This window comes from Rhodococcus erythropolis NBRC 15567, assembly GCF_001552595.1.
GTDB lineage: Bacteria > Actinomycetota > Actinomycetes > Mycobacteriales > Mycobacteriaceae > Rhodococcus_F > Rhodococcus_F erythropolis.
Genome location: NZ_BCRM01000018.1, coordinates 127,660 through 148,524, shown reverse-complemented (window position 1 = coordinate 148,524; position 20,865 = coordinate 127,660). Strand labels below are relative to the sequence as shown.

Genomic DNA, 20,865 nt, shown 5'->3' with positions numbered 1-20,865 from the left:
TCAGCGGGCGGCGGGGTGTCCGAACAAAATCGAACCTATCGGATTAACGAGACAATTCACCTAGTCGGAGAGGTTGTCTTTGCGTACATATTACCGGGCGTGGCAGTTTCGATGTGCAGCGAGTCGATTCGGACATCATCGGCACTCGCTGATACACGTAGGTTGGACGACGTGAATTCGTCGACTCCCACCACGATCATCCGTACCGCCGCCCTTGCGCACATTCGTGACCGCAAGCTGATCCAGACCCGGTCCGTGGGCAAGACCGCGTTCTACATGGCCGGCGGAAAGATCGACCCGGGTGAGACGCCCGAGCAGGCACTGCACCGCGAAATTCGGGAGGAACTCGACGTCGATCTGGTCGACGGGACGGTCACGTTCCTCGACGTCTTCGAGGCTCACGCTTTCGGACATTCCGCGGACACGGGACTGCACATGAGTTGTTATCTGGCGGAGATGGCCGGAGACCCGCACCCGACCAGCGAGATCGCCGAGTTCCGCTATTTCACGCTCGCCGAGTACGCAGCGATGGACGAGGTGGCGCCGGGATCGCTCAAAGTGTTCCATCGCCTGGCGTCGATGGATCTGATCGACTGATCGGCGGAGGTCCGGATCGATTGACTCGCCCCAAGCGCAGACTTGCATAGGCGCAGACGGCCACGATGATCAGTGCCACGGCGTCGAGTATCAGGATGTCGGTCGAGATTTCGAACGGGCCGACCGTCGTGATGCCGTTGAACGGCTTGTTCTCGTCGAGCGGCGTGTACGCCGTCCATCCGTAGTCGAACTGCGGATAGACGAGCAGGGCCAGCGCCGTCGGGCCGAAGATGACACCGAGTCCGACGAGGGCTCGTGACGCTCCGGTCCGCGGTGGCTCTCGGTACATCGCGCTGGCGATCGCGTACGTGACGACCGCAGAGGTGAAGGCGACAAGAAGATCGCTGATCGTGAGAACGTCACCGATCTTCGGCGACGGCGACGTGGCGTAGCTGACGATCCCGGCGACCGTCACCGCCAGGAGCAATCCGTAGCCGACGACCCGAGAGGGAGCGATCGCGCCGATTGCTGCCGCGGCGACGATGACGACGCCGATCACGACGGCGGTCGAGGCGGGGGTTTTCGACCATTCCATAGCTTCGGTTGCGGGACGGTTCGCCGACACCGCCGCCAGAGTTGCGACGGCGGCGGTACACATCAGCAGGATTCGACCGCCATCGCCCAGCACCCGCGCGCAGATCACCGTGATTACGAGCGCGACGAGTAGAAGGGGTACGGCCGCCGTGACGGTGGTGATCTCGAACCACCAATTTGCCGCGACCCCGAAGAGAGTGAGCACCGCCGCGATAGTCACCGGCCGAACGGCCATCCGTTCCTTGGGGTGGTCCTTGTCGAAATCGTGGAACCAGAACGCGGCGACGCAGGCGGCGGCCAAAGCGAGCGCGAGCAGTGTTGCCCCCAACACTGGTGGTTGAAACTGGTTGGTGTTGTCGGCGATGTAGTCCGCGTACCGCCGAGGAATTGCGTCTTCGTCCAGGAGCGAATCCGAGACATGCACAGCCGCAATCGTTCCCGCGACCGAGGCAGCTCGAACCCGGGGAGCGGCAGCAACCGTCACCGCGCCGACAGCGACTCCAGCGCCGACGGGCGAGAGTGCCTCGAAGTTGTGATCGTAGAGCCCGGGCAGTTCGAGTAGGAGGCCGCCGAAGACCGTCATGGCCGCGGTCCGCAATCGGCAACGGGCCATCATCGCGGCTGTACCGACCGCGACCACAGCCAAGACGCCGGCGCCGATGGTCGAGATGGACCAGAATCGGTCGCCCGTCGAAATCGACGTCGACTGGCTGTTCACGAACGGTGCCAAAGCGACGACTGTGACGACGAATGCCGTCACACCACTCAGTGCGACGAGCAGCGTCCTGCGGGCGATGGGCACTGCTCCAAAATAGTCAATCCGGTACCAGTTGCACCGCAATAGGAGGTCTCAGTCCGGTGACGGTGTGTCAACGGGGCTGCGGCGGCGGAGCGCGATCCCGGTGGCGACGACGACTACACACATCAGGAGTGCCGCGCCGTCGGAGCGTGGCGGCGCCTCGTACGCGTAGGCAATGGTCGCGGCCTCGGCCCGGAAGGCTGCATCGGGCTCGCTCGCGTCGACGTAGGCTCGCAATTCAGAGTTGTACTCGACGTACGTCGAGGGCGGATCGTGCCGGACGTACGTTGACGACACTGTCTCGATCTCGTGCTGCCCGATCGACATGAAGACCAGGGCAGTGAAAGGAATCGTCAACCCCAGCGTCGCTGCGACGGGATTCGACGGCAGAACGGATCCGAGCAGCAATCCCGACCCGACGCCTAGCGCGACAATGCGGAGCAGTAGAGCAAGTTCGTGTTCGCCGTCGAAGATCCACTCCGACAACGGGATCGCAGCCAGCAGAGCCAGACCTGCAATCGTGCGATCCCGGTGTCGGGAACGCGACAAGCCGAAGACGACCGCGATGATCGCGAGGGCAGCGATCACCAACGGCGAGGTTCGGTCACCGTCGAGAAAGAAGCGGTCGGTCAGATCCGCGAACACCGTCGTGGCGGCGGCTCCAACAGCGGTTGCAGCCCAAAGGAATCCGCCACTGCCTGAAGTTGTGTCCAGTCTCCTCACACAGAACCAGGTCAGGGTGAGGACGGCGACGGTGGACGCGACCATGACCAGCCAACCCGAAAACGTCGGTGGGTTCTCTTGCCGGTCGACGACCGAACTCAGAATCCGTTGGGTGACAGCGAGGCCGGTGACAACTGCCAGAGCGGCTGCGGCGACGCCCGGTTCGCTTTCGCTGATCCGCAATTCGGAGTCGTCTGTCACTGCGCACGCCACTGCGCAGATCAGGGTCAGCAACAGAAGTGCCCAGGCAGGTTCGCCGATGGACGACGTGCTGACGGGTATCAAATCGCCGGTGGACGATTGCGCGGCCAACCACGTCGACACCACGCCAATGATCAGCAGGTTGCGTCCGAGTCGGCTGTCCCACGATGCGGCGACAGCGCCGCCCAGGATGAGTCCGGCTGCAATGGTTTTGGCGAAACCCAGAACGCTCAGCAGATCAAGACCGACTTCTTCGGCGACGAGGAATCTGATCAGAATCAACACGACGACGCCCGTGTACACAAACGCCCACGCACGCCTGCGAGAACCGCGGTGCTGGAGATACACGCAGGCCCCTACGGCGACGATGGCACCCACCACGACGCTGGTGGATTGGCTGCTGATCCATTGGTCGATCTTCGACTGCGGTTCGGTAACAGGCCATCTCATTCGCGCTGGGTTCGTCAGCGCCACGGCGGCAAGGATTCCCGAGAGAAAGGCCGCGAGGGCGCCGGTCCATGACCGGAGGTCGATGGTCATCGGTCTGTCCCGATCAGGCGGTCTCGGTGGGTTCCGATACCTCGACGGGTGGGTGGGATCGTCGAAGGATCGCCGCACCACAGAAGCCGATGATCAGGGCGAAGAGGATTGCAGTGCCGACAGTCTGAGCGGTGACGTAGTCGACGGTGATTCCGATGCCGCGTCCGAATAATCCTCCGTCGCCGTGGGGAGAGACCGCATCGATGTCGAGCTGGCCTTGGATGTATATCGACGTCATCATCGGTGGGAAAGAGAGCTGATCGGTGAGAATGGCGATCGACGAGAAGGTCATCGCGGCAAAGGGAATGGCGAGTCCGAGTGTGGCGTCGACCAGGCTGCCGGGAGCAAGGGAACCGAACAGTAAACCGGCGGCGAGGCCCAGCGCGGCGATCTTCAGCGCGATTGACCAGACGCCGTGCGCGGAGTCGAAGGGCAGTAGTTCTGACAGTGGAACCGCAACGAGAACGGCGATGGGCACGAAGTTTGGCACCTGCTTGTGCAGTCTCAGTCCGACGGCAACCGGCAGGGCCGCGAAAAGCACCAGTACCCAAGGGGACTTCAGGTCTCCCCAGTGGCCGGAACCCTTCGCGATGTCGACGAAGAGCGGGGCCGACGCAGCGGCCAGTGCGGTTGCCGCCCAGAGGAACTTGCCACCAGCACCGGAGGCGTCGCCGAGGCGGTAAGCGGCGATCCACGTCAAGGCGAGCGCAGCGCCTGCCGCCAAAACCATGACGATCCAGGCGGTCGCCTCGGACGCGTATTGCTGGCGGTCGATCACGGCGCCGAGCACTCGATGCCCGATCGCCAGCGCGGTGATCACCACGAGAGCGATGCGGATTTCACCCGAGTCCGGCTTGCGAATCCGGAAGCCGGCTTGCGCGGTCACTGCACAGGCGATTGCTGCTGCGGCCGTGGCGCCGATCAGCCACCACGACGGCTCACCCACCGAAGACGTCGTCATCCTGGCTGTCCCACCGGCGAACGTGCGGATCGCGAGGAAGGTGGCGAGCACGCCGAGGAGTGTCGCGTTCTTCGTGGCAGTGCGGTCCCAACTGACGGCAACCACGCAGCCCAGAATGGTGCCGGCTGCAACACTTTTGACGATGATCAAGGCGATCAGCAGGTCCAGTGACGCAACTTCGGGTACGACTGCCCGAACGATCGCGATGACGGCGACGCCGACGGCGATCGCGATCCACGCCGCTCGACGGGACCCGCGACGCTGTGAGATGGCGCAGGCAAGCACGGCGATCACGGCGCCCAGTCCGACAGCAGTCGGTCCGCTGCTGATCCAGCGATCTACTTCCGACGGGGAGGCCACGATGGCCCAGTCGCGAAGAACGGGATTGGTCAGGGCCAGCGCCGCGAGTATCCCGGACAGGAGTGCAGCGACGGTGGTGAGGATCGCTCGAAGATCGAGTGGCATCGGGCCAACCTATCGCGGCGCCGCAACATCGGTCGTGGGCGGCGTGAGTGCCGGAAACCAGATGTCGGTGAGAACGTCTGCTGCGACGTCCGCACCCGCGGTGATCGCGCCCTGTTCCGCCCACCGAATGAAGAAGCGCTCGATCTGTGTCAGCAGGAGCTCGACCCGGAGTTTCGCCTCGTCGTGTCGGCTCTGCGGCCAGCGTGCCAGGTACGACGGCATCGCGTTGGGCAGTGCGGAGATGCCTTCGCGTGCCAGTGTTCGGAATTCGGGTTCGAGGACCATGGCCTCGTCCCACGCCCGCATCATGTGGTGGTGATCGCGGCACCAGTTGAGAGCGCGGTTGATCCAGCCGGCGAATTCTTCGCGCGAACCGGAATCGAGTACGTGGTCGAGATCCTGGAATATCGCGAGCGTGCTGGATACGACCGTGTTCGAGCCGAGGGCCTTGAGTATGTCGATCTTGCCGGGGAAGTGCAGGTAGAAGGTGGCGCGGCTGCAACCGACCCGGCCGGCGATGTCCTCGACGGTGACAGCTGCGTATCCGCGTTCGGTGAAGAGCGCGCCGGCGGCATCCACGAGGTCTGCGCGGGTTCGCTGCTTCTGCTTCTCTCGCAGCGTCAGTCTGCCGGAGGTATCTGTCATTACCGGGATCCTAGTGCCGCGGGGGCTCTCACGGGTCAGTTGCACGAGACTCTCCGTCTTTCACTTGACAGCCCGTTAGTGAAAGCTACTCTGTGGTGTAGCGCACAATCGACCGATCAGAGGACGCCATGACCATCTCGGACACAACTCGCACGCCTGACCTACCGGCCGGATTCGACGTCACCGATCCTGCTGTCCTCGGGGAGCGGATCCCTTTCGAGGAATTCGCCGAACTGCGTCGAAGCGCGCCCGTGTGGTGGTGTGAGCAGCCGCCGACCGTTGGTGGATTCCAGGACGAGGGCTACTGGGTGGTCTCGCGTCACGCTGACGTCAAAGAGGTCAGCCAGCGCAGCGATGTGTTCTCGAGCTGGGAGAACACCGCGATCGCGCGTTTCGCCGACGACATGCCACGTGAGGCCGTCGAGATGCTCCGGCATCTTCTGCTCAACAAGGATGCACCGGAGCACACCAAGCTCCGCAAGCTGATTTCGAAGCTGTTCACGCCTCGCGCGATCAACGGCATGCGCGACGAGTTGGATCGTCGTGCACGGAGCATCGTCGACACCGCTGTGAGCGAAGGCCCGGGCGACTTCGTGAAGCAGGTTGCCAGCGAGCTGCCGCTCCAGGCGATCGCGGATCTGATCGGTGTACCGCAGGACGATCGAGACAAGCTGTTCAAGTGGTCCAACGAGATGATGGGCTACGACGACCCGGAATACCAGGGTGATCCGGCAGTCGCGTCCACCGAGGTCCTCGGATACGCGTACCAAATGGCAGACGCGCGTCGTACCTGCCCGGCAGACGACATCGTCACCACACTGGTCCAGGCCGACATCGACGGCGACTCCTTGAGCCCGGAAGAGTTCGGGTTCTTCGTGCTCATCCTGGCGGTCGCAGGGAACGAGACCACCCGCAACGCCATCACGCACGGAATGATCGCGTTCCTGGACAACCCCGAGCAGTGGGAGCTGTACAAGAAGGAACGTCCCAAGACGACGGCCGACGAGATCGTCCGTTGGGCGACACCCGTCACCGCCTTCCAGCGCACCGCGCTCGAGGACACGGAATTGGCAGGAGTGTCGATCAAGAAGGGGCAGCGCGTGGTGATGCTGTACAGCTCCGCGAACTTCGACGAGGACGTGTTCGAGAACCCGATGACGTTCGACATCACTCGTAACCCCAATCCGCACTTGGGCTTCGGCGGAACTGGCGCGCACTTCTGCATCGGTGCAAACCTCGCTCGCATGGAGATCGACTTGATGTTCAACGCCATCGCCGACAACGTCCCGGACATCACCAAGATCGGTGATCCGCGCCGTCTGCGCTCGGGTTGGATCAACGGCATCAAGGAGTTCCAGGTCGATTACAAGAGCACAGGCTGCCCGGTCGCTCACTAGAGTCGGTAGGTGAGAGGTACACCCCACGATCTCGAGGAGCCACCGCATGACTTCGATCAACGACAAAGCAACTGCTCTACTGGCGTTGCACCAGCCAGGTAACCCGGTCATTCTCCCGACGGTCTGGGACGCGTGGTCGGCGAATCTTGCGGTGGCTGCCGGTTTTGCAGCCCTGACGGTGGGCAGCCACCCGGTTTCCGATTCCATCGGCAAGCCGGACAACGAGGGCATCACCTTCGACGAACTTCTGCACCGGATCAAGCAGATCACCGGTGCGGTCGACGCCCCGATCTCGGTGGACATCGAGGGTGGTTACGGGCTTGAGCCGGCAGTTCTCATCGACGGGTTGATCGATGCCGGCGCTGTCGGACTCAACATCGAGGACACCGTCCACAGCGAAGGCGGACGCTTGCGTGAGGCGCAGGAGCACGCCGACTTCGTGGGTGGGCTTCGTCAGGCCGCCGACGCAGCCGGAGTTCACGTTGTCGTCAACGCGCGCACCGACCTGTTCGTGAAGCAGGTCGGTGACGAGTCCGATCGTGTCGATCGCGCCATCGCACGCCTCAAGCTGGCGGCCGACGCCGGCGCCGACGTTCTTTACCCCGTCGGGCGGCATGACGACGCGACCCAGCGCCGCCTGACGTCCGAACTTCCACTTCCGATCAATGCGATCGGAATCCCGGACCAGGACGATCCGGCAAGTTTCGGTCCGCTCGGAGTGGCACGTGTGAGCTTCGGTCCGTTCTTCCAGATGGCATTGGCCAACCGTGCGAACGAGATCTTGGGACGCTGGAAGTAAGAATGCAGACACTGATGTCGCCCGGCCCGCTTCTCGACGATCGCGGACATTTGGTCGAGACGGGTTGGGCCCCATCGGAGATTCGCAAGTATCGACGCTCTGCGATCACCGCTCCCAAGTTCCGGATCAAGGAGTGGGACTACTACTGCGTTCTCACTGCGGATTACGGCATCGCGTTGACCGTCGCCGACAACGGGTACATGGGCTTGCTCGGAGTCTCCTGGCTCGATTTCCGAACACCACACGAGATCACCGAAAACGTGATGCTGCCGTTCCCGATGGGAAGGCTCGGTCTGCCCGAAAGCGCGGACGACGGTGATGTGGTGGTGTCGAAAGGTAAAGCTCGCTTCGAGTTTCGCCATGTGGACGGTGGGCGCCACCTGATTGTCGACTACCCGGCTTTCGACGGTGGGCGAGGCCTTCATGCCGATTTGTTCCTGGCGGGTCCTGTCGATGACCGGATGGTGATCGCTACACCGTTTCCGAAGGCGTCCCGATCGTTTTACTACAACCAGAAGATCAACTGCCTGCCCGCTGCCGGGACCGTGCGAATCGGGAGTGACGACTTCACATTTCGCTCGGAAGACTCGTTCGGCGTTCTCGATTGGGGCAGGGGAGTCTGGACTTACGACAACACCTGGTACTGGGGTTCTGCATCCGGACTGGTGAACGGCGAGCGGTTCGGATTCAACATCGGTTACGGCTTCGGCGACACGACGGCGGCCAGCGAGAACATCGTGTTTGTCGGCGGTCGGGCACACAAACTGGACAGGATCGACTTCGGCATCCCGCAGGGAACGTACGACGGCGCTCCGTGGAACTTCTCGAGCAACGATGGTCGCTTCGAGATGACTTTCGAGCCGATCATCGACCGTGCCGCGACTTTCGACGTCGGGGTACTGCGTTCGATTCAGCATCAGGTGTTCGGAAAGTTCTCCGGCACAGTGATCCTCGACGACGGTACCTCCGTGGTCGTTCGAGATCTCCTCGGATTTGCCGAGGAGGTTCGGAACCGCTGGTAGGCCGTACATCTCCGCGAAGATGACGGAACGCAGCATGGGCACCGGGGCATGATCGTGCCCCGGTGCTCGCGTCTCGAGTTATTTCACTTCAGGCTGCTGTTGGTGGGCTGTTCCCGCCGATCGGCTGCTGATACGGATCAACCGACATCGGCGGATAGAACACCGTCTTCCGATCCGGGCCGATCTCCACCCGCCACTCCGTGTGATGCATCGTCCGATGATGATGACCGCACAACAGAACCAGGTTGTCGAGATCCGTTGGGCCACCATCGTTCCAGTGAACAATATGATGAGCATCGCACCACCCCGACGGAGTCCCACACCCCGGAAATGCACACCCACCATCACGAACCGCCAACGCCCGTCGCTGCGGAACGGTCGCTGTTCGCACTTCCTTACCGCAGTCGAGCGGAACACCATTCTCATCCAACAAGATTCGGGTGACAGTGCAGTCGCAGGCCAACATCCGGGCAGTGTCGATACTGATCGGGCCCACCCAATCCGTCCACGCGAACCCGAGTTCCTCCGTGGACGGCAGGAGGTCTTTCAAGGCTTGCAGATCGGTCATGTCTTTCGCACTGGCAGTGACCGTGATGTGTGGTTTCACCCCGCCTTCGACCGGGCCCAACCCCGCCCGCTCGTACCGGCGCAACAACTCGCAAAACCCGTCCGCACGCCGTAATGCCGGAGTACGCGTGTCCTTCACGCCGTCCTTCTCCGGTGTCGGAGCGGACAGGCTCGACAGCAGCGTGATCAGACGGGCCCCGTTGATCGCATCCAAGTCGCCCTTCACAGTTACTCTGCCGTACAGGCCTTTCGAGGCGTAGAACTCGTTACGTTCGGAATCCTCGCCGACCGGGACGCCGTCCTCGCGTTTTCCGTACTGCTTCTCGATCCGCCGAATCGCTGCCCGTACCGCATCACAATCCGCGATGTTCTTCGACGCCAACCCGAGCAGAATCCCACGGGCCTTGTCCACATCCGCCGGCGTCATGTTCTTCGGTGGATGCTGACAAAACGACGCCACCTGACGCGCCTTCAACGCATCGACATCACCGCGATGAAACGCATCGCCCACAACGGGTTCGAGCATCAACAACCGCGCCAAACCGACCAGCAGACTGCACTCACCGATCTCCAGATTCGTCGAACCATGCAACCACTGCGCGATCGCCCGAAAACCCTTCCCGCCGAGAATGTCACGGGAAAACATTTCGACGATCAGCAACACCATCCGCGACTGCAACTCGTGTCGGGCGCGCACCAGGTCCAGAACCTCACTCTTGAGGCCCTCGTCATCCAGCTGCCACGCTTCCCGACTGTCCATGCTCAAAGTCTAATCGAACAAAGTTTCGAACACAAGACTTGGATCCCGAAAACGCTTCCTATGCAATCATTTTCGACAATTCCGATTTTTGGGACTTTTCGGATCTTCATTCGATTTGCGGCAGGCAATCTCGACTGCCTCATTGCATGGACTCTGCTGACGCCGAGCACTCGGCGTACATTCCGGCTTCGTGTTGACGTGGACGAGGGCACTTGGACGCGTGGCCGCGCATGGGCTCTGTCGATTGCATTGGTTGCCTTGCCGTACTACCGCGACACGAACGAGCAGATCACGGCTTGGGCGAAACATGCGATTGCCCAGGTCATTGACGACATCCGCACTGAACCCTGAGACCACTTGCGCCGTCTCCGTTTTCGCAACAATCCTTGGAACTCGAGCAGAGAAGGTTATCGGCCTTTGTCCACGGCGTTCGGCGACCGATCAGCCGATCGCGCTCAGGTCTCCGTACACCGCCCGACCCTCCAGGATGGTGGCGAGCACCGTGATGTCGGCCAGCCTGGTCGGCTCGACGTCGAGGGGATTTGCCGACAGCACAACAAGATCCGCGTAGGCGCCGGGAAAGATGGACCCGATGTGATCTTCGCTGAACAGCTGCCACGCGGCGTTGACCGTATGGGCGCGAACAGCGGCGTCCACGGGGATCCGTTCCTGGGGTGCCACGACGCGGCCGCTGGGCGAAAGCCTGGTGACGGCGTCCTGCATATTCCGTAGCGGATTGGCGGGGGTGACGGGACCGTCGTTGTGGAAGGTGAACCGTTGCCCAGCCGCGAGTGCAGATCCTGCTGCGGCCCAGACGGATCCGTATTCGGGGCCGAACAGGTCATCCACCAGAACGTCACCCCAGTAGTGCAAGTGGTCGATGAAGATGCTGACCGTGACGCCCAGTTCCGCTGCGCGGGCGAACTGATCCGGACGCATCGCGCCGACGTGTTCGAGACGCAACCGGTGATCGGGCCGGGGGTGCTCCTTCAGAAGTCGTTCCCACGCGTCGAGAACCATGGTGATCGCGTCGTCACCGTGGGCGTGGCACGCCATCTGCCACCCTTTGGCGAAGTAGGCGGAACTGATGTCGTGGATCTGTTCGCCGGTGTAGTTGGCATGCCCGTGTGTGCAGGCGATCCCGAGCGCGCGGGTGGCTTCAGTATCGAGATACGGGAAGCTGGTGGCGATGTTACCGACCCACGGTGAACCGTCGGACCAGACCTTGATGCCGATCTGGCGCACCAGGTCGTTTCCGTCGCCCGGTGACGCCTCGGTAGTGCGCGCGTCGTTGGACATTTCGTAGAGCCGCAAGCGTGTGGTGAGCAGTCCGGCGTCGGCTATCGCTGCAAGGGCCGGTCGCATCTTGGGGTCGAACGACAATTCGGCGATGGTGGTGATACCCGCGGCGTTCAGCCGGGCGCATTCGGCCGCCACCAGTGCGGGGAAGTCGTCACCGATGGTGACTGCGTGGCCCGCGACTGCGAACACCGCAGGCATTTCGTACGCGGCTCCGTCGAGTGCGCCCGTCGCGTCGTGGCCGTACGATCCGCCGATCGGATCGGGGGTATCGCGGGTGATGCCGGCCTGCACTGCTGCCGCCGTGTTGAAATACGCGACGTGTCCCGAGTTGTGCATGATCACGAGGGGGTACTCCGGCGCTACGGAGTCCAGCCAGTCGATGGTCGGATCGGGTAGGCCCTTCTGCAGCAACGGGTCCCAACCGTTCAAAGAAGCGCCGGCAGCGCCTCGCGAACGAACCGTGTCGACGACGGCAGCAACTACGGCATCCGCCTCGGCGATCGTGACAGGCCGGATGTCGACGACGTCAGGCCCGAGCACGATGGCTTCTTCCAGGGGGTGACCGTGCGGCTCGATGAACCCCGGCAGAACAGCGGCACCTCCGACGTCGACGACGCGGGTATCCGGCCCCACCAGTTTCTCGACGTCCGTGCGCGCGCCGACGGCCGTGATCCGGCCGCCCGTCACGGCGAGCGCCTGGGCGCGTGGTGATTCCTCGTGCATGGTCACGATGTCGCCGTACAGAACCAGATCAGCAGCCATGGTCAGTCCTTATCGGTTGTCCGCGTACGCCTGTAGGTGTGCCACCTGCTCGGGATCGAGTGAGGGACGTACCTTCTCACGGGCGGTTGCCACGTCCGCGGCCGTCACGTCGGCCGCGTCCATGCTCCGACGCATGGCGGCGAGTGCAGCCTCACGCAGGAGAGCCGAGCAGTCTGCTGCCGAGTATCCCTCGAGATCGACGGCCAGAATGTCCAAATCGACATCTTCGGCGAGCGGTACCGACTTGCCGGAAGCACGCAGAATCGCTTTGCGAGCCTCCGCATCCGGCGGCGGTACGAATACGAGACGTTCGAGTCTGCCGGGGCGCAGGAGAGCCGGGTCGATCAGATCCGGTCGATTTGTGGCGCCCAACACCACGACGTCGCGTAGCGGTTCGACGCCGTCGAGTTCGGTCAACAACGCGGCTACGACGCGATCCGACACTCCGGAGTCGGAGCTTTGACCACGACGCGGTGCAAGGGCGTCGATCTCGTCGAGGAAGATCAGCGAGGGCGCCGAATCGCGTGCGCGCTGGAACAACTCGCGCACGGCCTTTTCGGAGGCGCCGACCCACTTGTCCATCAGCTCTGCCCCTTTGACGGCGTGGACGCTGAGGTGACCTGAGCTGGCAAGGGCACGAACGAGATACGTCTTACCGCAGCCGGGAGGGCCGTAGAGGAGCACGCCGCGGGGTGGGTCGACACCGAGGCGTGCGAAGGAGTCGGGGTGCTGCAGCGGCCACAACACCGCTTCGGTGAGGGCCTGTTTGGTTTCGACCATATCGCCGACGTCGTCGAGGGTGACGCTGCCGATCGACAGTTCTTCGGTACTCGAACGAGACAGTGGCCGAATCACTTCGAGGGCCCCGACAAGATCTTCCTGCGTGATCTCCGGAGAATCACCGGATTTGGACGCCCGCGTCGCCGCTCGCAAGGCAGCTTCACGGCAGAGTGCCGCGAGGTCGGCGACCACGAATCCGGGTGCGCGCGAGGCGATGGCGTCGAGTTCGAGGGTTCCGGTGGGCACGCGGCGGAGCAGGAGTTCGAGCAACGCCTTGCGAGTTGCGCCGTCCGGCAGGGTAAGTGCGAGTTCTCGATCGCAGAGATCCTGGCCGCGAAGGCGCGCGTCGACGGTCTCCGGATGGGCGGAGGTCGCGACGAATGCCACGCCCGGGGTTGCGACGGCGCTGCGCAGTTGTTCGAGGATCAGTGCGGACACCGGTTCCGCGGTGGCCGGAAGCAGAGCGTCGATGTCACTGATCAGCAGTACACCACCGCCGCGCACGGCAGCAACGGCGTCGACGATTCGCTGCAGGCGGGTATTCGCCTCGGTGGCACCGACTCCCGGGCCGTCGAGTTCGACCAGTTTGCGCGAGGACAGGACCGAGCGGGCCAACGTGGCTTTGCCCACGCCGGCGGGGCCCGTGATGAGGACGCCGAGGTGCGGGGAGGCGCCGAGCGTACGGAGCAGTTCTGGTTCGTCGAGTGCCAGGCCGAGCCACTCGGTCAGCTTGGCTGCCTGCGCTTGCGCGCCGACGAGGTGATCCAGCGGAACCGACGGTGCAGGCTCGATCGCGACGGCGGCCGGACTGGAAACAAGCGCACTCGGTGTCAGTGTGCCCGCCGAGCCGGAACCCCAGTTGACCGCCGAATTCGGCTGGACGCTGACCGGACCACCGGCAGGCTCGACGGCCGTGACGGTGAGCAGTTCGGATGTCCACGCGACGCCGAAGGTGCGGGAAAGCGCTTGGGTGGCTTCGGAAGTGCTCGTACCCGGACCGAGATCGCGGGGGAGGAGCGAGACCGTGTCGCCGACGCTGACGACCTTGCCCAGAAGGGCTTGTCGCAGAACCGTCGAGCTGATCGAATTTGTCGCCATGGACGAGCCGGTAACGGAGACGGATCGCGCTCCGTACACCGTCACCGGACCGACCACGACGGAAGAGTTCTCGGTCAGGCCGACGTTCGACATGGTGACGTCGTCGAGAAGGATCGTGCCTGCCGGGGTTCCGGTGGGCGCACGGCCCGCGACGGTCGCGGTGCCGCGGGCTCCCATGAGTGCGATGGCATCCCATTCGCGGATGCCCAACGCCGCCAACGCTTCGGGGTGCAAGCGCACTACCCCGCGGCGTAGGTCGGCGGCAGAGGTGTTGAGTCGAACGGTGAGGGCGAGTTCCGGCGAAGTCACCTCTCGAGAGTACGTCGTGGACTAGCGGGGTCGCCGCAATCCGAGACGAGCGGCCGAGCGGCGGCCACCGACGTTGGGTTGGCGTCGGATCGCGCGGCGTTCGGAAGGCTTGATGTCCCAGGTTTCGGGACGTGCTGCCACCCACCGCTTCGAATGCACGGCAAACGGGATGTGCACCAGGTAGATCGTGATGAGAACGATCAGCAGGATGTACGGGTAGGTGATGAGTGCGGCCGCAGCCAACGTCACCAGTACGAGCAGGCCGGCCGCCATGTGCGGCGGCACGGATACCGACTTCATCGCCAGCGTCGGGATGCGGCTGACGATCAGTGCAGCCGAGAAGAGCGTCCACACGATGACGACGAAGTGCGAAGACCACCAGCCGTCACCCCACTGAGCCGTCGCGGCCAGGGGAGTGAGGGCGATGAGTGCGCCGGCCGGAGCCGGAACGCCGACGAAGTACTCACGTGCATACGCGGGGACGTCGTCGTCGTCGAGCAGAGTGTTGAAACGTGCGAGTCGCAACACGATGCTGACCGCGTAGATCAACGCGATGATCCAGCCGATGCTGGTGCCGTCCAGCAAGGTCACGTACAGGACCAGGGCCGGGGCGACGCCGAAGGAGATGGAGTCGGCCAGTGAGTCGAGTTCGGCGCCGATCTTGCTGGTGGCGTCGAGCAGTCGCGCGATGCGGCCGTCGAGTGAATCGAGGACGGCAGCTGCGCCGATCATCGCGAGCGAGGTACCGGGTTGTCCGTCGAGAGCGAATTTGACGGCGGACAGCCCGGCGCACAGCGCCAGGATGGTGATGACGGACGGCAGCAACCGCACCGCCTGGGTGCGTTTGGGCATCTTCGCGCCGGGTTGGGCTGCTCCCGGCTTCTTCACGGCTGACTTCATCTTCGGCGTCTTCACGGCAGTTGCGCGATAACTGTTTCAGCACCGATCGTGCGTTGTCCCGGCTCGACCAGGAGTGTGGTTCCGGCGGGGAAATAGGTGTCGACGCGTGAGCCGAAACGGATCAGTCCGTACGTGTCGCCGATCGGCAGGACGTCACCGACACCGGCGTAGCAGACGATGCGGCGCGCGAGCAGTCCCGCGATCTGGACAACCGCAACGTCGTGACCATCGGCGGTTTCGATCAGCATGCTGTTGCGCTCGTTGACCTCGCTGGCGTCGGCGAGATCTGCGGAGAGGAACTTGCCTGCCTGGTGAACGACCTCTTTGACCGTTCCACCGACAGGGCTGCGCTGGACATGCACGTCGAGAACAGACAGGAAGATGCTGACGCGCGGGCGCGGCTCGCTTCCGAGATTGAGCTCGGCGGGCGGAACGGCGTTGTCGACCAACGCCACCTCGCCGTCGGCGGGCGCGACGACGACGCCGATGCGGTTCGGCGGCACCCGGTGCGGGTGACGGAAGAACGTGGCGCATGCGGCGGCGGTGGTCAGACCGGCTCGGCGCACCCACTTACGGTTGCGGCCCAGAGCTGCAACTCCCAGCGGGGCCAGCACGAACGGCAGGCCGGCGGGATGAAGTGGCGGAATCGCATGGCGAACCAGATCGACGATATGTCCGATCCCGGTGGGTTGCGGGGTTCCGGGGGGTGTGGGTCGGCGTGCCACAGGCTCCTCTAACTACTCGGTAGGTCTTCTGCTGGTCGCACTGACAGTACGGGGTGGTAGAGCATCCATAGATTACGTGAACGCCTTCTCTCCTACAGGCTGTAGTGGCATCAAGTACGAGTAGTACCCGACACAGTCGCCGGTGCGTATCGCCAGCGGCAGCGCCGCACCGCTTACTCGGATCACCAGTTGCCGCCCCGGTTGGGCTGCGGCGGCGTCGCGCAGTCGCTGTCGGTCGACCAGTACTCGGAACTGTTCACGGGGATCCATTCCGCCCGGATTCACCCGTGCACCACCGTCTTCGCCGACGCTGACGACGGCGCTGTCCTCGGTGCCGTTGAGCAGGGCGGCAAGTTGGTTGCCGCTCAGTTCGACGGCGTCGTTGTGCTCGCGCAGGATTCGGTGATCGGGGAACTCGCCGTCCTCGATCAACGGGCTGGACACCTCACCTCCGGGATACGACGCAGTCACCGTGCGCGCGGAGAAAGTCAACGTCACGACGCCGGCGACGTCGCGCAACAATCGCGCGAAGGTGACGGGAACGACAGCGGACACCGTCAGAGCGGAGTGAACTTTCACCTCGGCGACCGCGAGCCGGAATTGATCAGTGGTGACAAACGCAGCGACGCCGTCGTGAATGTCGAGGTGGACGCCGCGAAGTATCGGGAACTCCGATTCCTCGTTCACGGCGAACAGCACGGCGTCGAGTGCGCGTCGTAGATCCCACGAGTCGATGTCCACGACGCCGGAGGCAGGTAGCGAATCGATCAGCCGGTGAATTCGCCCCAGTTCGGCCCGGGCGTCGGCGAGACCGTCCTCGAGGTTGCGCAGATGGGCGTCCAGGCACGAATGGGGTTCCGGCCCGGTCAGGACGGCCATCATGTCGCGGATCGGAACACCGACGCGTCGCATACCGGCGATCACGCGTGCGTCGCGGAGTTGGTCGTCGGTGTACCAGCGGTAACCGGTGTGCGGATCGACGGAATGCGGGACAAGCACGCCTTCCTTGTCATAGAACCGCAGCGCGCTGATCGGGAGCGCCGACGCCCTGGACATCTCGCCGATCGTCAAGAGGGCGGAACTAGTGGTCACGGATCAATTCTGCCCGCAGTCGCTCGATAGCGCCCCTGATCATCCGGCCGTAACCGTCGTCGGCGAGTGTGCCGACCGACGCCTCGGCCTTCGTCAGATGTTCGACGGCCTCGGTGTCGCGTCCGAGTTTGCGGTAGTCGGCAGCCAGGTTGAGGTGCAGTGATGGATAGAAACCGGCGACCTGCAGCGATGCGTGGTGCTCCTGGGCTCGCGCGTCGGTCAACGAATCGGCTGCGTCGAGGGCGCGCAGGTCCCAGCAGAGCTCCTGAGCCGGATCGTCTTGAACGTCGGCCATGTAGTGCGCGAGGGAGACGATGTGGAGCGCATCGGGGGCGGCGCTGATCTCTTCCCACATCTTCTCGAACGCAGAGCGAGCCCCGGCTCGATCGCCGGAGCTCGCCAATTCTTGTGCCTGCGCTATCTGTGTCATCACGGGATCCATGGAACGGATCCTGATGCCTCGACCAGGTCGAGGGTCAAGCAGAGGTGCGTGCAGCCGCCTCGGCCTCGCTCTTCACACGCTTCAAGGTGGCATTCATGCCTTCAACGAGCTCGACCTCGAAGTCGGCGTTTCCGCCCAGGACGGTCTTGACGAGGAACTGCGAGACCTTCGACGTTCCGGTGGGAGCCTCGCGACGCTCGGTCACTTTGGTGCCGGTAGCGGTCGGCTCGAGTTCGTAGGACCAGATCGTGCGGTTCTCCGCGATGCGGAACGCCACCGACTTGTTGGGCTCGAAGCGAACGACCTTCGACGAGGTCGGCCAGACCAGCAGGCCCTTGCGGTTGACGTTGATCGTCTTGGCACCCTCACGCACGGTCCCGCCGATTACCTTCATCACCTTGCACTGGGGGCTCCATTCGCCCATGCGCTGCAGGTCGGCGACGATTGCCCACACGTCCTGCGGTGATGCGTCGATGTCGATGCTTGCTTCGAGGGTGTTGGACACAGTCTCTCCAGTCGAGTTGATGCTACGTAAAGTTACAAACACTTTTGTCGATCGTAAGCGATCCGTCAATGGACCATGTGTGTCAGGTCACTGTACGGCCGTCCAACAGGGTCGTGCGGGAACACGCGCGGTGGTAGCGGACAATGGTTCGCGCACGTATGACGATCCATCCGACTGGAGTACCGAGAAGTGAACAGCGACGCCGCGACGCAGGATGGCCTCAAGCGAGGGCTGACAGCGCGCCATATCCGCTTCATCGCCCTCGGATCAGCCATCGGAACCGGACTGTTCTACGGCAGCGCCGAGGCCATCAAACGAGCCGGCCCGTCGGTGCTCCTGGCCTACCTGATCGGCGGTATCGCGGTCTACCTGGTGTTGCGAGCGCTCGGCGAGATGGCGGTCCGTAACCCGGTTTCCGGTTCGTTCAGCGAGTACGCGAACAAGCACCTCGGACCACTCGCCGGTTTCATGACCGGGTGGACGTACACGTTCGAGATGGTGATCGTGTGCCTCGCCGACGTCACCGCCTTCGGCCTGTACATGCAGTTCTGGTTTCCGGACGTACCGAGATGGATCTGGGTTCTGGCTGTCGTCTTCTTCATCGGCGCGATAAACCTGTTGAGCGTCAAGGTGTTCGGCGAACTGGAATTCTGGTTCACGCTCGTGAAGATCACCGCCATCATCGCGATGATCGCCGGCGGCATCGCGATCATCGTGTTCGGATTCGGCGTTCACGACACCGATGCCGGAATCAGCCACCTCTGGTCGGACGGCGGGTTCTTCGCGACGGGCTTCGGCGGATTCGTCGCGTGTTTCGCGATCGTCATGTTCGCGTTCGGTGGCACCGAGATCATCGGTATCACCGCGGGCGAAGCCGAGGATCCGGCGCAGACCATCAGGAAAGCCGTCAACACGGTCCCGGTGCGCATCATTCTCTTCTACATCTGCACCCTCGCCGTCATCATGGCGATCATTCCGTGGCAGACCATCAACTCCGACAACAGCCCGTTCGTCCAGATCTTCGAGAACCTCGGATTGGGAACGGCCGCATCGATCCTCAACATCGTTGTCATCACCGCGGCCCTGTCCGCCATCAACAGCGACGTTTTCGGTGCGGGTCGCATGATGTTCGGAATGTCGCATGCCGGTCAGGCCCCGCAGGTGATGAAGAGAGTCTCCGCCAACGGTGTTCCGTGGATGACCGTTGTCATCATGACCGGTGCCCTGTTGGTGGGAGTACTGCTCAACTACCTGATCCCGGACCAGGTGTTCCTCGTCATCGCCTCGCTGGCGACCTTCGCCACCATTTTCGTCTGGATCATGATCCTGCTCTCGCAGTTCCGTTCCCGCGCTCAGATGAGTGCAGACGAAACAGCGGCACTGAAGTTTCCAGTGCCGCTGTGGCCGTACGGTCAGATCTTCGCGATCGTGTTCCTGGCTTTTGTCATCGTGTTGCTCGGCGTCATCGCCGATACCCGAGTTGCCTTGCTCGTCGGTGCCGGATGGCTGGTTCTGCTGACGGGCGCGTACTACAAGTGGGTGAAACCGGCTGTCAGCGCAGCGGATCGAAGTGGCGCATGACGGTCGGCGTCTGAGCGCCGGTCATCGAGTCGGCCACCATCTTTCCGGTCAACGGACCCAGGGCGATTCCCCACATCCCGTGACCACCGGCGACGTGCACCCGCGGCGACTTCGTGGCTCCGATCAACGGCAAGCCGTCGGTAGTGCACGGTCGTGATCCCACCCATTCCTCTTCCCGCGCAGTCCAGTCGATGCCGCTGAGCATCGGCTTGGCCGCATCGATGATCGCCTGCACGCGGCGCGGATCCAGCGGCGCGTCAGGGCTGCGGAATTCCATCATTCCGGCCACTCGGAAGCGATCGTGCAACGGAGTGCATGCGACGCGCTGGGTGGGGAAATACACAGGGTTCTTGGGGAGGTGCTCGGGCTTGACACTGAAGCTGTATCCGCGTCCGGCCTGCACCAGTTTGCGCACACCGAACGGTGCTGCGAGCTTGTTCAAGCGGGCACCGCTCGAGATGACCACGGCGTCGCCGTCGCGTGAATCACCGTGTGCACTGCGAACAGTGACTCCGCCGACCCGATCGTCGATCTGCGTGACGTCGAAACCGCTGACGATTTCTCCACCGCGTTCACGAACCGCGTCCGCCAACGAGTTCACGAACAACGGGGGATCGATGAAACGCTGATTACGCAGACGCAAACCGGCTTTCACACCCTGGCCGAGTGAAGGCTCGAGCGAATGAATCGCGTCGTAGTCGAGGAGGTCGAAGTCGACCTCGCCGCCCGCGGCCTCGACGTGATGGAACTCGTCCACCAAAGTCTGTCGGTCCTTCTCGGACGCAAACGCGGCGAGGAAAGGATCGGCCAGGCGGGTCAGCTCTTTGACGCCACCGTCGGCGAGTTCGTCGTACGCGCCCAAGGCTGTTCGGTTGACCTCGGTGTAGACCGACATCGCTTCCTGCCACTTCGACGGCGTGCAGTGGCGCGCGAACCCGACCAGGAACCGAATCAGCTTCAGATCGGTGGTCAGTGGCACGTACACCGGGGACGACGGGCTGAGCATCGCGCGCAAGCCGTATTGGAGCACTGCGGGTTCGGGCAGCGGAAGCGTCAATGCGGGGGCAAGCCAACCGGCATTGCCCCAGCTCGCGTCGGCTGCGACGCCGTCGCGATCGACGACGGTGACCTCGACTCCACGTTCCTGCAAGAACCAGGCCGTCGACAATCCGACAACACCCGCACCGACCACGACCACACGATCGGGGCTCTGACGAGTTCCCATGACGCACTCCTTCTACAGACTCTGCTCGAACCGAGACGCCGGTCACATCCGGCTCTTCTCTCAAGCATGAATCGCGGGGGCGGCAAAAGGACTGGCCGTTCGGCCATCGTCGGAGCTACCTCGTTGTGGATTCG

19 protein-coding genes are annotated in these 20,865 nt (G+C 63.4%); 6 read left to right on the top strand and 13 right to left on the bottom strand.

The window, feature by feature from the left end; genetic code table 11:
- The first annotated feature begins 171 nt into the window (after positions 1 to 171).
- Positions 172 to 597 (top strand): NUDIX hydrolase, encoded by a 426-nt coding sequence (locus RE4_RS21550; RefSeq protein ID WP_007730102.1) that lies wholly within the window; start codon positions 172 to 174, stop codon positions 595 to 597.
- Here RE4_RS21550 and RE4_RS21545 read toward each other — a convergent pair.
- Genes RE4_RS21545 through RE4_RS21530 form a run of 4 tightly spaced genes read right to left on the bottom strand, consistent with a single transcriptional unit; the run spans position 554 to position 5,465 of the window.
- Positions 554 to 1,933, bottom strand: coding sequence for a hypothetical protein (locus tag RE4_RS21545; protein ID WP_238077088.1), 1,380 nt, complete (start codon positions 1,931 to 1,933; stop codon positions 554 to 556). The genes RE4_RS21550 and RE4_RS21545 overlap by 44 nt on opposite strands.
- A 48-nt stretch (positions 1,934 to 1,981) precedes the next feature.
- Complete coding sequence (locus RE4_RS21540; RefSeq protein WP_060939313.1) at positions 1,982 to 3,394, bottom strand: hypothetical protein; 1,413 nt, start codon at positions 3,392 to 3,394, stop codon at positions 1,982 to 1,984.
- 13 nt (positions 3,395 to 3,407) lie between these two features.
- A complete protein-coding gene (locus RE4_RS21535) occupies positions 3,408 to 4,820 on the bottom strand; it encodes a hypothetical protein (RefSeq protein WP_060939312.1) in 1,413 nt (470 codons plus the stop codon).
- A gap of 9 nt (positions 4,821 to 4,829) precedes the next feature.
- Positions 4,830 to 5,465 (bottom strand): TetR/AcrR family transcriptional regulator, encoded by a 636-nt coding sequence (locus tag RE4_RS21530; RefSeq protein ID WP_060939311.1) that lies wholly within the window; start codon positions 5,463 to 5,465, stop codon positions 4,830 to 4,832.
- A 128-nt stretch (positions 5,466 to 5,593) separates the two neighbouring features.
- On the opposite strand from RE4_RS21530, the gene RE4_RS21525 reads away from it, so the two are divergent.
- From RE4_RS21525 to RE4_RS21515, 3 genes are read left to right on the top strand one after another with little or no spacing between them, the layout of a single operon-like run.
- Positions 5,594 to 6,862 (top strand): cytochrome P450, encoded by a 1,269-nt coding sequence (locus RE4_RS21525; RefSeq protein ID WP_020906700.1) that lies wholly within the window; start codon positions 5,594 to 5,596, stop codon positions 6,860 to 6,862.
- A gap of 46 nt (positions 6,863 to 6,908) precedes the next feature.
- Entirely contained in the window at positions 6,909 to 7,661 is a 753-nt protein-coding gene (locus RE4_RS21520) for an isocitrate lyase/PEP mutase family protein (protein ID WP_007730096.1), read from the top strand.
- A gap of 2 nt (positions 7,662 to 7,663) precedes the next feature.
- Positions 7,664 to 8,683: a DUF2804 domain-containing protein gene (locus tag RE4_RS21515; RefSeq protein WP_060939310.1), complete on the top strand. Its 1,020-nt coding sequence runs from the start codon at positions 7,664 to 7,666 to the stop codon at positions 8,681 to 8,683.
- Positions 8,684 to 8,771: 88 nt separating this feature from the next.
- On the opposite strand, the gene RE4_RS21510 is transcribed toward RE4_RS21515, so the two are convergent.
- On the bottom strand, positions 8,772 to 10,010 hold the full coding sequence (locus tag RE4_RS21510; protein WP_060939309.1) for an HNH endonuclease signature motif containing protein: 1,239 nt from the start codon (positions 10,008 to 10,010) through the stop codon (positions 8,772 to 8,774).
- A gap of 198 nt (positions 10,011 to 10,208) precedes the next feature.
- Between RE4_RS21510 and RE4_RS21505 the strand changes: the two genes are divergently transcribed.
- Positions 10,209 to 10,361, top strand: a complete 153-nt coding sequence (locus RE4_RS21505) for a hypothetical protein (protein ID WP_060939319.1) — start codon at positions 10,209 to 10,211, stop codon at positions 10,359 to 10,361.
- Between the two features lie 90 nt (positions 10,362 to 10,451).
- On the opposite strand, the gene RE4_RS21500 is transcribed toward RE4_RS21505, so the two are convergent.
- The 7 genes from RE4_RS21500 to RE4_RS21470 all read right to left on the bottom strand — a co-directional run bounded on the left by RE4_RS21500 (position 10,452) and on the right by RE4_RS21470 (position 17,925).
- Entirely contained in the window at positions 10,452 to 12,074 is a 1,623-nt protein-coding gene (locus tag RE4_RS21500) for an amidohydrolase (protein ID WP_060939308.1), read from the bottom strand.
- A 9-nt stretch (positions 12,075 to 12,083) separates the two neighbouring features.
- Positions 12,084 to 14,261, bottom strand: a complete 2,178-nt coding sequence (locus tag RE4_RS21495; RefSeq protein WP_003941536.1) for an AAA family ATPase — start codon at positions 14,259 to 14,261, stop codon at positions 12,084 to 12,086.
- A gap of 21 nt (positions 14,262 to 14,282) precedes the next feature.
- Complete coding sequence (locus RE4_RS21490) at positions 14,283 to 15,113, bottom strand: CDP-alcohol phosphatidyltransferase family protein (protein WP_060939318.1); 831 nt, start codon at positions 15,111 to 15,113, stop codon at positions 14,283 to 14,285.
- A gap of 59 nt (positions 15,114 to 15,172) precedes the next feature.
- Entirely contained in the window at positions 15,173 to 15,886 is a 714-nt protein-coding gene (locus RE4_RS21485) for a phosphatidylserine decarboxylase (RefSeq protein ID WP_003941540.1), read from the bottom strand.
- 72 nt (positions 15,887 to 15,958) lie between these two features.
- Positions 15,959 to 16,978, bottom strand: coding sequence for a DNA polymerase III subunit beta family protein (locus RE4_RS21480; protein ID WP_060939307.1), 1,020 nt, complete (start codon positions 16,976 to 16,978; stop codon positions 15,959 to 15,961).
- Positions 16,968 to 17,420, bottom strand: a complete 453-nt coding sequence (locus RE4_RS21475; RefSeq protein ID WP_019744481.1) for a hypothetical protein — start codon at positions 17,418 to 17,420, stop codon at positions 16,968 to 16,970. The genes RE4_RS21480 and RE4_RS21475 overlap by 11 nt, the downstream gene beginning before the upstream one ends.
- Positions 17,421 to 17,454: 34 nt before the next feature.
- On the bottom strand, positions 17,455 to 17,925 hold the full coding sequence (locus RE4_RS21470; RefSeq protein ID WP_003941500.1) for an SRPBCC family protein: 471 nt from the start codon (positions 17,923 to 17,925) through the stop codon (positions 17,455 to 17,457).
- A 189-nt stretch (positions 17,926 to 18,114) separates the two neighbouring features.
- On the opposite strand from RE4_RS21470, the gene RE4_RS21465 reads away from it, so the two are divergent.
- Positions 18,115 to 19,506, top strand: coding sequence for an amino acid permease (locus tag RE4_RS21465; protein ID WP_019744479.1), 1,392 nt, complete (start codon positions 18,115 to 18,117; stop codon positions 19,504 to 19,506).
- Here the strand turns inward: RE4_RS21465 and RE4_RS21460 are convergent.
- Positions 19,478 to 20,731, bottom strand: a complete 1,254-nt coding sequence (locus tag RE4_RS21460) for an NAD(P)/FAD-dependent oxidoreductase (protein ID WP_007733715.1) — start codon at positions 20,729 to 20,731, stop codon at positions 19,478 to 19,480. The two genes, RE4_RS21465 and RE4_RS21460, sit on opposite strands and share 29 nt — an antisense overlap.
- Positions 20,732 to 20,865 lie beyond the last annotated feature (134 nt).

What these genes read in the sequence shown, in the direction of transcription:
- RE4_RS21540 (WP_060939313.1), bottom strand. Translation starts at nt 3,394, where the DNA reads ATGACCATCGACCTCCGGTCATGGACCGGCGCCCTCGCGGCCTTTCTC.
- RE4_RS21535 (WP_060939312.1), bottom strand. Translation starts at nt 4,820, where the DNA reads ATGCCACTCGATCTTCGAGCGATCCTCACCACCGTCGCTGCACTCCTG.
- RE4_RS21530 (WP_060939311.1), bottom strand. Translation starts at nt 5,465, where the DNA reads ATGACAGATACCTCCGGCAGACTGACGCTGCGAGAGAAGCAGAAGCAG.
- RE4_RS21525 (WP_020906700.1), top strand. Translation starts at nt 5,594, where the DNA reads ATGACCATCTCGGACACAACTCGCACGCCTGACCTACCGGCCGGATTC.
- RE4_RS21520 (WP_007730096.1), top strand. Translation starts at nt 6,909, where the DNA reads ATGACTTCGATCAACGACAAAGCAACTGCTCTACTGGCGTTGCACCAG.
- RE4_RS21515 (WP_060939310.1), top strand. Translation starts at nt 7,664, where the DNA reads ATGCAGACACTGATGTCGCCCGGCCCGCTTCTCGACGATCGCGGACAT.
- RE4_RS21510 (WP_060939309.1), bottom strand. Translation starts at nt 10,010, where the DNA reads ATGGACAGTCGGGAAGCGTGGCAGCTGGATGACGAGGGCCTCAAGAGT.
- RE4_RS21500 (WP_060939308.1), bottom strand. Translation starts at nt 12,074, where the DNA reads ATGGCTGCTGATCTGGTTCTGTACGGCGACATCGTGACCATGCACGAG.
- RE4_RS21490 (WP_060939318.1), bottom strand. Translation starts at nt 15,113, where the DNA reads ATGCCCAAACGCACCCAGGCGGTGCGGTTGCTGCCGTCCGTCATCACC.
- RE4_RS21475 (WP_019744481.1), bottom strand. Translation starts at nt 17,420, where the DNA reads ATGGATCCCGTGATGACACAGATAGCGCAGGCACAAGAATTGGCGAGC.
- RE4_RS21460 (WP_007733715.1), bottom strand. Translation starts at nt 20,731, where the DNA reads ATGGGAACTCGTCAGAGCCCCGATCGTGTGGTCGTGGTCGGTGCGGGT.